General features: G+C 31.8%; 17 protein-coding genes and 1 pseudogene. 17 read left to right on the top strand and 1 reads right to left on the bottom strand.

Annotated elements, in window-relative coordinates:
* The first annotated feature begins 451 nt into the window (after window positions 1–451).
* The 12 genes from LS81_RS09810 (at window position 452) to LS81_RS09755 (ending at window position 6,426) form a co-directional block, all read left to right on the top strand.
* The gene (locus LS81_RS09810) at window positions 452–1,072 is read left to right on the top strand and encodes a hypothetical protein (protein ID WP_034344213.1); all 621 of its coding nucleotides are present in this window, start codon (window positions 452–454) and stop codon (window positions 1,070–1,072) included.
* Between the two features lie 2 nt (window positions 1,073–1,074).
* Window positions 1,075–1,788 carry a hypothetical protein gene (locus LS81_RS09805; protein ID WP_034344212.1) on the top strand — a complete coding sequence of 238 codons (714 nt, stop codon included), beginning with the start codon at window positions 1,075–1,077 and terminating at the stop codon, window positions 1,786–1,788.
* A 9-nt stretch (window positions 1,789–1,797) separates the two neighbouring features.
* Window positions 1,798–2,118 carry a hypothetical protein gene (locus tag LS81_RS09800; RefSeq protein WP_034346881.1) on the top strand — a complete coding sequence of 107 codons (321 nt, stop codon included), beginning with the start codon at window positions 1,798–1,800 and terminating at the stop codon, window positions 2,116–2,118.
* A 144-nt stretch (window positions 2,119–2,262) separates the two neighbouring features.
* A complete protein-coding gene (locus tag LS81_RS09795; RefSeq protein WP_161976766.1) occupies window positions 2,263–2,475 on the top strand; it encodes a hypothetical protein in 213 nt (70 codons plus the stop codon).
* Complete coding sequence (locus tag LS81_RS09790) at window positions 2,460–3,020, top strand: hypothetical protein (RefSeq protein ID WP_161976765.1); 561 nt, start codon at window positions 2,460–2,462, stop codon at window positions 3,018–3,020. Before LS81_RS09795 ends, LS81_RS09790 begins: the two co-directional genes overlap by 16 nt.
* A 237-nt stretch (window positions 3,021–3,257) precedes the next feature.
* Entirely contained in the window at window positions 3,258–3,752 is a 495-nt protein-coding gene (locus LS81_RS09785; protein WP_081955858.1) for a hypothetical protein, read from the top strand.
* On the top strand, window positions 3,709–4,071 hold the full coding sequence (locus LS81_RS09780; RefSeq protein ID WP_233715867.1) for a ribonuclease domain-containing protein: 363 nt from the start codon (window positions 3,709–3,711) through the stop codon (window positions 4,069–4,071). Before LS81_RS09785 ends, LS81_RS09780 begins: the two co-directional genes overlap by 44 nt.
* A gap of 11 nt (window positions 4,072–4,082) precedes the next feature.
* Window positions 4,083–4,598: a hypothetical protein gene (locus LS81_RS09775; RefSeq protein WP_104696454.1), complete on the top strand. Its 516-nt coding sequence runs from the start codon at window positions 4,083–4,085 to the stop codon at window positions 4,596–4,598.
* A gap of 203 nt (window positions 4,599–4,801) precedes the next feature.
* A complete protein-coding gene (locus tag LS81_RS09770) occupies window positions 4,802–5,233 on the top strand; it encodes a hypothetical protein (protein ID WP_034344206.1) in 432 nt (143 codons plus the stop codon).
* 446 nt (window positions 5,234–5,679) lie between these two features.
* A complete protein-coding gene (locus LS81_RS09765) occupies window positions 5,680–6,030 on the top strand; it encodes a hypothetical protein (RefSeq protein ID WP_052096391.1) in 351 nt (116 codons plus the stop codon).
* Window positions 6,012–6,242, top strand: a complete 231-nt coding sequence (locus LS81_RS09760) for a hypothetical protein (RefSeq protein WP_034344204.1) — start codon at window positions 6,012–6,014, stop codon at window positions 6,240–6,242. The genes LS81_RS09765 and LS81_RS09760 overlap by 19 nt, the downstream gene beginning before the upstream one ends.
* Complete coding sequence (locus LS81_RS09755; protein WP_034344202.1) at window positions 6,235–6,426, top strand: hypothetical protein; 192 nt, start codon at window positions 6,235–6,237, stop codon at window positions 6,424–6,426. Before LS81_RS09760 ends, LS81_RS09755 begins: the two co-directional genes overlap by 8 nt.
* A gap of 1,178 nt (window positions 6,427–7,604) precedes the next feature.
* On the opposite strand, the gene LS81_RS12550 is transcribed toward LS81_RS09755, so the two are convergent.
* Window positions 7,605–7,658, bottom strand: a complete 54-nt coding sequence (locus LS81_RS12550) for a hypothetical protein (RefSeq protein ID WP_374220134.1) — start codon at window positions 7,656–7,658, stop codon at window positions 7,605–7,607.
* Window positions 7,659–7,694: 36 nt separating this feature from the next.
* On the opposite strand from LS81_RS12550, the gene LS81_RS09745 reads away from it, so the two are divergent.
* The 5 genes and pseudogenes from LS81_RS09745 to LS81_RS12125 all read left to right on the top strand — a co-directional run.
* Window positions 7,695–8,462 carry a hypothetical protein gene (locus tag LS81_RS09745; RefSeq protein WP_034344198.1) on the top strand — a complete coding sequence of 256 codons (768 nt, stop codon included), beginning with the start codon at window positions 7,695–7,697 and terminating at the stop codon, window positions 8,460–8,462.
* On the top strand, window positions 8,452–8,766 hold the full coding sequence (locus LS81_RS09740) for a hypothetical protein (RefSeq protein WP_034344197.1): 315 nt from the start codon (window positions 8,452–8,454) through the stop codon (window positions 8,764–8,766). The genes LS81_RS09745 and LS81_RS09740 overlap by 11 nt, the downstream gene beginning before the upstream one ends.
* Before the next feature lie 64 nt (window positions 8,767–8,830).
* Complete coding sequence (locus LS81_RS09735; protein ID WP_052096386.1) at window positions 8,831–9,637, top strand: hypothetical protein; 807 nt, start codon at window positions 8,831–8,833, stop codon at window positions 9,635–9,637.
* The gene (locus tag LS81_RS09730) at window positions 9,630–9,863 is read left to right on the top strand and encodes a hypothetical protein (protein ID WP_034344194.1); all 234 of its coding nucleotides are present in this window, start codon (window positions 9,630–9,632) and stop codon (window positions 9,861–9,863) included. The genes LS81_RS09735 and LS81_RS09730 overlap by 8 nt, the downstream gene beginning before the upstream one ends.
* 47 nt (window positions 9,864–9,910) lie before the next feature.
* A pseudogene (locus LS81_RS12125) lies at window positions 9,911–10,277 on the top strand (hypothetical protein); the annotation flags it as partial.

Here is a 10,277-nt window from a genome sequence, read left to right as displayed (position 1 = left end):
ATTCTATCCCCTAGATTCTACGAAAAATACAAAGATTTAGAAGTAGAAATAGATGATAAAGGTAATATTGTGCGTTGGATAGGACAGATAAATAGATGAGAGTTAACCTGTATCTGTTTATATAGGGCAATACTGCAAATAGTTGATAAGTGGAATATGCAATAGTCCTAAAAGGAGCATAGCGTAATGGATAAAAACATAAGATTCTAAAACGAGATTCTAATGACTGGAGTGATTGGAGTGTTTGGGTAAGCAAGAGGGAGCAAGACAAATTGCAAAACTGGCACTAGAGCAAGGATTTTCAAGTATAATAAAGATGGTAAATACATCTTTCAAACAGAAAGTAAAATAGTATGTAGGGTTTGAGCTTACTTTGGGGCTGAAGTCAGAGAGTTTATCGCTAATGATTATTTTAGCAAAGAAATAGATAGTTTTTTAAAGGAACACAATCTTGATTAGGTTATCACAACAAGAATTAGAAATTTGCTATATTTTAAGTAGGATTTTTAACTATTGCACTTCTTATGCTGAAATATTGGGTGATATAAACCAAGATGTAGCAAACTACAAAACGGGTGAAAAACATTACGCACGATATACCTATTTAGTCGGCAAAGAGAAATGCTTTGCACTTTTTAGAGTGAGGCGAAAGTATAAACAAGTGGCAAGAGAGATTAAGGCTATAAAGAGCGATTTTACTCAAAAAGACTTAGATAGATTATTCCCCATTGTAGCTTTATACTGCATGAAGACTCCGCTTTTTTATGATGAGCTTGAGGTTTGGGCTATGGAGGAGGGTTGGGATAGAGAGGAATTTATGCAAGGGATTGTAAAAATCAAAAATATTTCTTATTTGCGTAAAAAATATATAGATTTTAGGGTGAAAAGTCACTATAAGATTCTATGTTGTGTGTTTGGCTTTACACAGCATTCTTTAGAAGAGCAAAAGCAGATATTAAAGCGAGATAGCTCGATACACTTCCCCACAAAACATGACAAATATATGTATACTGTTTGTTGTATAGCATTTATATTGGTGCTTATTATGTGGGTTGTGAGAATTATGGGTTAGTTATGCAACCGAGATTCTCACACACAATCCTGCCATACACCATAGTACTATTGTGCGGTATTGGTTTTATTGCTATATTACGCAATAGGGGCATTATCAACACTTTAGATTCTCATATATTTTTCTGTCTTTTAGCTTGTATATATTTGTTGGCTTTGGTCTATACACTTTGGTATAAAAACAAATCCTATCACATCTATTCTTTACATATTTCTTGTTTGCCTGCATTGCTAGATTATTGTGCAATATCTACCATTGACACGAAGGCTATAAAAAAGCAGTATTTCGATAATTTTTTTGATGGTAGCATCATATTATATGCACACAATTTTTATAGATTTAGCGGCAAAACAAAAATGCAAATAGGCATAGATACATCAAGATTCTATCAAAATATTGTGCTTTATATACATACCAATGATGATACATTCATAGAGTTTATAGAATCTAAAAAATTTTATCCTGCACCATTGTGGGAATTTTATCATTATCAAACAGGGCAACGATATACTACTCCACAGGAGTTTATCGACACATCACCTGTGCGTTGTATTAATTGGCTACGACATCATTTTGAGCCTTTTTTAGAATCTCTTACACAAACACAAAAGGAGCATTATTGCAAAACACACAACGCCTCACCAACTTGGCAAGAAACATTATGCGATAAGCATAAATGGCACACATTCATAAGAGCTTTAGAATCTCATTGTTAAGGAACAATCTTGACTAAGCTATCACAACAAGAATTAGAAATTTGCTATCTTATAAGCAAAGTTTTTGACTTTGGCACAGATTACAAGGCTTTATTGCGACAAAACTATGAATTGGTGCTAGAATGCAAAGAGATTTTACAAGACACAAGACACACAGAGGAATTAAAAAGGCATTATAAAGAAGTGCTAGTGCGTATAGAAGATAGAGAAAAAGAAGTAGCATTAGAGAGCGTAAGAGAAAAATATATAGAGATAAACAATAAGATTTTTATTATCAAAGCAGATTTTAGCAAAAAGGATTTAGAGAGACTTTTTCCATTTGTAGCGTAGATTTGCTGGTGTAAGCCTAGTGCTATAAGCCATTGGGGTGAAAGTGATTTTGACTTTTGGGATAAAGAGGAGTTTTTCAAAGAAGCCCTAAGCTGACAAAAACCTTTTTCTTCTTGTATTTATAGGCTTTATAAAAATCTGCTTATGCAAATAGTAAAAGGGCATTATATGATTCTCTGCTATACTTTTGGTTTTGTGAATCTCTTACCAACACAACAAGAGCATTATTTGCAAAAAGATTTTTGCATACATTCTTTTGCTACTGCTATGATATATTTTTATGCAATCATTAGCATCGCACTTGCTTATCCCTTGTATGTGGGTGTGAAAAAGGTACTTATATGGATAGCTCAATGAATAGACAAACCCAAATACAAATTGCCTGTATATTAAGCGATATTTTTCTTGAATCTGCCTTGATTTATAAAGATGATGGCATAATTAATGAGGATTTGACAAAAGCTTACTACACAAGGATTGCAAATGAGATTTTGCAGATTTATCCACACTTTAGTAAAAAGGATTTAGATTCTATCTTTCCTGCTATTGCGTATTATTGTATGCACACAATGAGTCGTTGGGTATTTTATGATGATTGGAGTAGCTTTGATAAAGAAGAAATGAAAAAGGACTTAGAATCTCAATGGAAAGTTAATTATATTTTTGGGCTTTTTTATAAACACAAAGTGAAGTATAAATACGAAATGTTGTGCAATGTCTTTGGTTTTAGTAAAGATGAGAACATATGGAGTAAAGATAAAACGATACCCACAATGCTACATATCCCATTGTTGCTTGTTGTCATCGGAGTAGCAAGTTTTTCTTTGATGATTAATCTACAATTTGGCTTGATAGTGCTTTTATGCATCATCATAGCTTGGATTTCAATGCATGTATTTTGAGAATCTTATGGCTTTATGAGGGAAATTAACTAAGAATGCAAGGGACTTAGAAGTAGAAATAGATGATAATGGAAATATTATAAGATGGATTGGAGAGATAAATAGATGAATACTTCCCTTGCTTCCCATAACAGAGCTAAAAGAATTTCAAAGAATCTACAAAGAAGATTCTATCGCGTTGTATACCAATTCATTACAATGATTTCATACATTTGATACCAAAATAAAGGAGGATAAATGCCAAAATTATACAATATGCAATATGGGATCTATACCATACAAAGTGAAAGTGAGATACCAAAGGAACTCATAGAGGACAAATATACTTTTTATGTCAAGATAAATGGCAAGGATATAAAAGATTATGAATTTGACTATATGGATATTACGCAAAATGCCTTTTTATTTCACACCAAAGATTGTGTGGGCTGGAGGGATAGATACCTAGATTGGATGGGTGATTTATCTTGGCTGTATTATAATGGGAAAGAGAATACAGGTTATAAAAACATTATCCTAGTCTTTGAGCATTGGGATGAAGTAGGCAAAGGTTTCTTTAGTAATGGTCAAAAGCTAAGAGATAAGATATTAGAGGATTTTATGGAAGAAGAGGGTATTTTTAGTATATTGGCAATTGAAGATGAGGATTTTATATGGGTAGATGGTACTCCTAGCTATATAGAGGATTATGAACCTGCTTTTAAAGTTTTTAATATTTACCTTATCCCATAGCAACAAAACCTTACAGCATGTAAGAGCTAGGTATGAGGAAAGAGTAGCGAATAATTGGAAAAGAAGTAAAGGCAGGACAGGTAAAAGACTTGAAGCAGGTAAAGATTGGCAAAACGACATAGCACAATTACCTACTAAAGATAAGCAGGGTAATCCTATCTTTTACAAAGAACATGATATAAGTATAGCATCCCATACAAATGGTAGAGGTGCAGAACGAATTGTAGTAGGACATAGTCAAGATGGCAATGTGTTGTATGACTATATCTACTATACACCCAATCATTACAATGATTTCATACATTTGATACCAAAATAAAGGAGAATACAATGTATTTAGATGAGGAATCAAAAAACTTTAAATACGATATGGAATATGGAATCTATACCATACAAAGCGAAAGTGAGATACCAAAGGAACTCATAGAGGACAAATATACTTTTTATGTCAAGATAAATGGCAAGGATATAAAAGATTATGAATTTGACTATATGGATATTACGCAAAATGCCTTTTTATTTCACACCAAAGATTGTGTGGGCTGGAGGGATAGATACCTAGATTGGATGGGTGATTTATCTTGGCTGTATTATAATGGGAAAGAGAATACAGGTTATAAAAACATTATCCTAGTCTTTGAGCATTGGGATGAAGTAGGCAAAGGTTTCTTTAGTAATGGTCAAAAGCTAAGAGATAAGATATTAGAGGATTTTATGGAAGAAGAGGGTATTTTTAGTATATTGGCAATTGAAGATGAGGATTTTATATGGGTAGATGGTACTCCTAGCTATATAGAGGATTATGAACCTGCTTTTAAAGTTTTTAATATTTATCTTATCCCATAAACTTTTAGTAAAGATTCCAAATATAATTCTGCACAATATAGAAAACACGATATAAATGAAAAGATAAGTAGAAAGGCTAAAAGAGATTCTAAATGACTTCCAACAAGACATAATAAAGATGGCAAACTTTTAAGAGACTATATCTACTATACAACAGATCATTACAAAAACATTTGCGAAAATTATAGAATAAGGAGAACAGTATGAATTATGCTAAAAAAGATAATAAAGTGTATTTTGTCAAATTTATGGATGAAGTAACTTTGAAAGACGATAAAGACTTATTTATCGTTAAGCTAGATGGCTCAAAGTTACATACTTATGATGAATTTGAAAAGACAGCCAAAGCTGCCTTTCAAACCCCTACTGATGAGAGTATGATTTGGTTAAATACGCCGGGAAATCCCTGGATTTGTTGGATAATATATTTGGATTGGCTCTTAGATGCAGGATTTAATTCCTTTGCTTTGATTGTAGAGAATTGGAGTAAGACATTGGATAGGGATATAAAAAAGAAAGAGGAATGGCTTTTATCAGATTTTCAAAATACTTGCGATTTTTGGGGATATGAGATTATAGAGTGCAGTCTTGGTAATGTTGAACCCAAAGACTTTAATATCTATTTGGTGGGCTAGATTCTAATAATTCTCAAAAACCAAAGAGGACTTATAAAGAATTTGATATTATCAATAGACATAACCAAGACGATTTGCAAGAAACACTCAAGTAGGCGATAAAGCAACATAACCAAACAAACATAGATTCTAAAAACAAAAATAATACAAACAAAGATTCTAGTGCCATAGAATCCAAAACCTACCTCTTGGGTGAAGAAATAAAGATATATTTTAAAGAGCAATGGAAAAATAAAAAGGTTAGATTCTTTTCCTATCTTTATAAGCCATATAAAGATAGGGGGTAGGATTGGGAAAGTGGCACTATAATAACTAATAGCGTTGAAAACACTTATTCGCTATAGAGAAAAACGATATAAAAGAAATTGTGCTAGATATAAAAACTCCTTCATAATAACTATGGGATTCAATGGTTTGGAAGCGATGCAGAGAATTATCATAAAGCATTGTGGGTAAATCCTGATTTAAAAGATAAGGAAAAATGTGAAAAGATAGGTGTATTATATTTTACTTGGAGAGATATTGTGGAGTTTGCGGAAATAGATAGACTAAGTATATCGTATAGAAATGATGGTAGCGGAGATTGGAAACAATCGCCCAATGGAGCAAACGGATATATTCTGGCTTCAATGCGAGGTATTCCTTATTGGGCTGATGTAGTAGAGCAGATACCTTTTGCAATTGGAGTATATCGCAATTCTTTAGAGCACCATTTGCTGAACAAAAAGATGCTGAAGAAGCAGTTACAACCAATAAATATGCCTTTTATGATGGCAGTTTGCCAAAAGGCACCTTAAGAAAACTAGGTATTTTATCAATCCTAAAAGATGAGCTTGCTGATAATTATGATAATAAAATGGTAGATAGGGGATTAAAGTTTGCTATACAAAAATATATAAAGAAAAAAACGAAGTCGCTACCTACACACGATGAATATGAGATTATAGACTTACAACCAAACCCATGTCTTTTGGCTTTAGATTCTAACAATAAGGCATTTTATGAATAAAAAGTCTATTGCATTATTTTTAACTTTTTTGTCTTTAATGCTTATCAATTTTATTGTGGGTTTATTTGTTGCAAATTATGGTATTGATTTTATTAACTTTATAGCCTTTAGGCTATCTAATGAAATAGATTTTTATGTATATCGTAACACAGGGGCTATTTTGGGCTTTATATGTCGTATCTAATCAATATAGCATTTTAGTCACTTTTATGTATAGTATTTTTTGCTACTATCTATACAGCAAATATCAAGGTATAAAATTCTTTCTTATCATTTTTGCGATTTTTGTAGCGTATTGTGTTGTTTTTGCTTGGTATTTTCTAGCTATAGATTAGTAAGTTTATTGTTGCATTTCACCACCTTTTGGCTTATGTATATAGAAATTATTCTTTTGTATCGCATAAAAATAAAGCTAAGGTGAATGATTGTGAGTAAGAATGCAATGATTCTAAGAGGTATAATTGGGCTGAAAAAGATATTATAAGCCAACGATCAGCGATTGTTTTGATGAGATTTCTATCAAAAAATGGTTATAAAACCTTATGGATTACTGATTATCTAATATTAAATTTATCAAAGAATTCTAGTGGAAAAGATATTCTTTAAGATTTTATATCACTCAATTGCAACAAGCTTATGCTTGGGGATTATACTTGTATTGATTAGAATCTCATTTGAGTGGCTAGGTTATTCCATGATATACGATCTTTTAGCAATGTATTGTGGGTTTATATCTGCGATCATTCTGGTGAGTTATAACATTTTTCAAGGCATTATGTATCACAAGTCTATTATTTATGATGTATTTTATTTTAAAAGTCCATTTGATAGCCATAATAACTGCTCTATGTGTTTTGATAATGCAAATTGCAAGTTTATATATGCAGGACAAAATAAAGGTGTTTTTTATAGGTTTTGATATTGCGTTGTTTACTACCTATAGTGTCGATTCTGTGCGATTAGGATTTCTTTTGTAATTTGTATTTTGGTGGCATATAGCGTGGTTTACATTGTTACTTCTGGTTTTTAAGTTTCTAAGGAAATAAGATATGGGTGATAAAGATTCATACAACAATAAGATGATTTTAAAAGCTTTAGGTATGTGTATCTTTCTAAGTATGCTAATATTCAAAGTTTAACCTTAGATTCTAACGGACTTGTGGTTAAAGGTGGGGAGATTAAGAGTGAGTAGAGATAAAATAGATAATGGGTAGAAAACATATAAATCTCTACCAAGAAAAAACCAAAGAAGCCCAAAGAACATAAAACAATACAAAGGATTCTAATGCAAACTAATACTCTATCTCATCAAGACAATACCACACAAGAAAAAAATACACTCTATCCACGCTCTTTTCTTCATCACAATAGCACAAACTCCGCTTTTATAGAGGAGTTAGCAAGTTTAGAATCTATACAAGATAATATAAATTATATAGAAAGGATTGCATAATGTTTTTGTATTTTTTATGGTATCACCCAGTATTTAAAAATTGCGGAAAATTTTTGCACACAATGTATAGTCTATCTTTCTTCTTTGTTGTGATACCGACACTCATAGTAGTCTTTGGCAATCTTGCCCTTATAGCCTATACGAAGAAAAATATAGTCTTGCAAGCGCAAATTATCCATAATCTCCCTTTTATTGTTAAGATATTTCTTATACACTCTTTTTGGCTTGTTGTTGTGTATTTTATTTTGAACATTTTTATTCTATTTTTTACTCCTAAATTTGCAAGAGCAAAAAACCATAATGTAGGTAAGATTCTTATGGAAGTAAAATGGCAAAGGTGGAGATTTGCAGGTTTGATGTATCTCTCTCTTTTTTTTGGTGCTATAGCCCTTATTTTATTTGGTGGGTTACTAAAAATGTATGCTTTTGGTTTAGTGGTATTATTGGTATGTCTATGGTATCTATCAACCCTTATATCTCAAAACTCTCTTAGTATCACAGAAAAGGGCTTACTCATTGGGCGAATCTTTAGTGATGTCTTTATCCCTTATGAGAATCTCTATCCTTTAAGTGAAAAGGATATACAAGAAGCCTTAGACGCAAAGTTGATAGAAGTCCGCTATGGTAAAGAAAGCGACCATACTATTATGCGTTTTGATTTAATTGTCAGAAATGGACATCAAGTCAAAGAAAACTTTATGAATTTCTACAATGAAAAAGTAAAAGAAATTAGACAAGATTGCACTAAGGATTCTAATGCAAACTAATACTCTATCTCATCAAGACAATATCGCACAAGAAAAAGATACACTCTATCCACATTCTTTTCTTAATCATGATAATATAAGCTCTGCTTTTGTAGAAGAGTTAGCAACTTTAGAATCTATACAAGATAATATAAATTATATAGGAGAGATTCTAAAAAGTTATATTGCAGGAGATTATGGATTTAATGTGAAAATTACCATTGATGGCAAGGATATAAAAGATAAACTATATCAAAAAATGCTAAAAGATTATCGATATATCAAAGATGAAAGAGTAAAGAAAAAGATAGAAGAATACGCATAAGCAAACAAAGAGGACAGATTAAAGCTTATCCTTGCTTGTTTGGCTATGGTTTAAAAGGAATAAGATGAATACTAAAAGACCCTTTGACCCACTTTTATTTAATGGCTTAGGAAGCCAGAGAGATAGAAAGTGGAATCATATTTTGTATTCAGTGATGTTTGATATTGGTGCAATATTAATAGCAATGAGTGTATATTTGCTATATGGTGTTCTTTCAAGATTACATGATGATAGTCTTATATTTTTCATCTCTTATTTTATTATTGCATTTCTTTTTGCTATGTATGGTGTTATATGGCTATATATCCATATTCTACTCTTTAAAAATGGTTTAGCGAACAAACACATAGACAAAAGCAATCCTATTTTAGTCTGCGAATATCAAGGTGGCTTTAAGAATTATTGTGTATGGACTCTAGGATTTTTGTATATTTTTGTTATATATTCCCTTGCGTTTGTTTTATCAATATTCGCACCGCCATTTATTGTTGTTGTATTATTTCATATTTTTATAAGCAAACCATTTCTACTAAAAAGGATTTTGTTATTTGAAGACTATGTTATTTTAGAATACAGAATCTTTGGGAATCTTAAGCTAAGTAGAGAAGGATTAGCATTGATAACTTTACCCAGACGCAAGCATAGATTGGGCATTTCTCCTCTTGCATTTGTGCGACCTATGTTTTTTAGCAACAAACATGTAATACCTTATTTTTGCACTCGCTTTAATCCCTTTGGAATGAGTAATGTGAATGCTCTAATACAAGAGTTAGATTCTCAAATGGGATATAGTGCAGAAAAAATTATTGCAATAAATCAAATACCATTTATTGGTTTAAAAAGGGTGGTTGTGGAGGCAAACAATGGGTGAAATTTATAGCATAGCTGCAGTAGTATGTGTCCCAAGCAATAGACTTATCACCGATGAGAATGGAGAGCAATTCTATGAATGTATGACACAAGAAGAGTTAGAAAGAATCACACAAGAAAAAGATAAAGATACTCTAAAAACTTATCTTTTCAATGCTTTAAGTATGATGGATTCTACTATAAGCACCATTGCGACAGGCATAGAAAGGGATTACTTATTCAAGTAAAGATTATATTCACTATCAAAGATTCTCTAAAGGGCTCTGTGCTTAACATGGATAATCAAGATTTAAGTGTGAGTGAAAAGATAGTATTAGGTGCGGTTACTATTGGGATAGGGATTATTTCTATCTTGACTTTGCCAGCAAATATAATAGGCATTATCGCCAGTCTTATAATCTCTTATATTAGCACTTGGCTTTTAACTCGTATCTATACACTACTAAGAGACATGACCTTATACCTTTGGCAAGAAGCTAATGTTTTAACAAACTCTGCTATCATTCCTAATAAACAAGTCATGATGCTCCATTTTGAATTGTGTAAAGATATTTTGAGTATAGCAGGAAATATTTTTGAAAGAAGAAATGATATAGCTGACCCTTTAGAGATTCTACAAGAGGGTTATAAAAATACTTTTG

Source organism: Helicobacter trogontum, from assembly GCF_000765905.2.
Taxonomy (GTDB): Bacteria; Campylobacterota; Campylobacteria; order Campylobacterales; family Helicobacteraceae; genus Helicobacter_A; species Helicobacter_A trogontum.
Note: the sequence above shows the minus strand (reverse complement) of the source record. Positions and strands in the feature narration are given on the sequence as shown.

What these genes read in the sequence shown, in the direction of transcription:
- LS81_RS09775 (WP_104696454.1), top strand. Translation starts at nt 4,083, where the DNA reads ATGTATTTAGATGAGGAATCAAAAAACTTTAAATACGATATGGAATAT.
- LS81_RS09755 (WP_034344202.1), top strand. Translation starts at nt 6,235, where the DNA reads ATGAATAAAAAGTCTATTGCATTATTTTTAACTTTTTTGTCTTTAATG.
- LS81_RS09735 (WP_052096386.1), top strand. Translation starts at nt 8,831, where the DNA reads ATGAATACTAAAAGACCCTTTGACCCACTTTTATTTAATGGCTTAGGA.
- LS81_RS09805 (WP_034344212.1), top strand. Translation starts at nt 1,075, where the DNA reads ATGCAACCGAGATTCTCACACACAATCCTGCCATACACCATAGTACTA.
- LS81_RS09785 (WP_081955858.1), top strand. Translation starts at nt 3,258, where the DNA reads ATGCCAAAATTATACAATATGCAATATGGGATCTATACCATACAAAGT.
- LS81_RS09770 (WP_034344206.1), top strand. Translation starts at nt 4,802, where the DNA reads ATGAATTATGCTAAAAAAGATAATAAAGTGTATTTTGTCAAATTTATG.
- LS81_RS09795 (WP_161976766.1), top strand. Translation starts at nt 2,263, where the DNA reads ATGCAAATAGTAAAAGGGCATTATATGATTCTCTGCTATACTTTTGGT.
- LS81_RS09730 (WP_034344194.1), top strand. Translation starts at nt 9,630, where the DNA reads ATGGGTGAAATTTATAGCATAGCTGCAGTAGTATGTGTCCCAAGCAAT.
- LS81_RS09745 (WP_034344198.1), top strand. Translation starts at nt 7,695, where the DNA reads ATGTTTTTGTATTTTTTATGGTATCACCCAGTATTTAAAAATTGCGGA.
- LS81_RS09740 (WP_034344197.1), top strand. Translation starts at nt 8,452, where the DNA reads ATGCAAACTAATACTCTATCTCATCAAGACAATATCGCACAAGAAAAA.
- LS81_RS09790 (WP_161976765.1), top strand. Translation starts at nt 2,460, where the DNA reads ATGGATAGCTCAATGAATAGACAAACCCAAATACAAATTGCCTGTATA.
- LS81_RS09780 (WP_233715867.1), top strand. Translation starts at nt 3,709, where the DNA reads ATGAACCTGCTTTTAAAGTTTTTAATATTTACCTTATCCCATAGCAAC.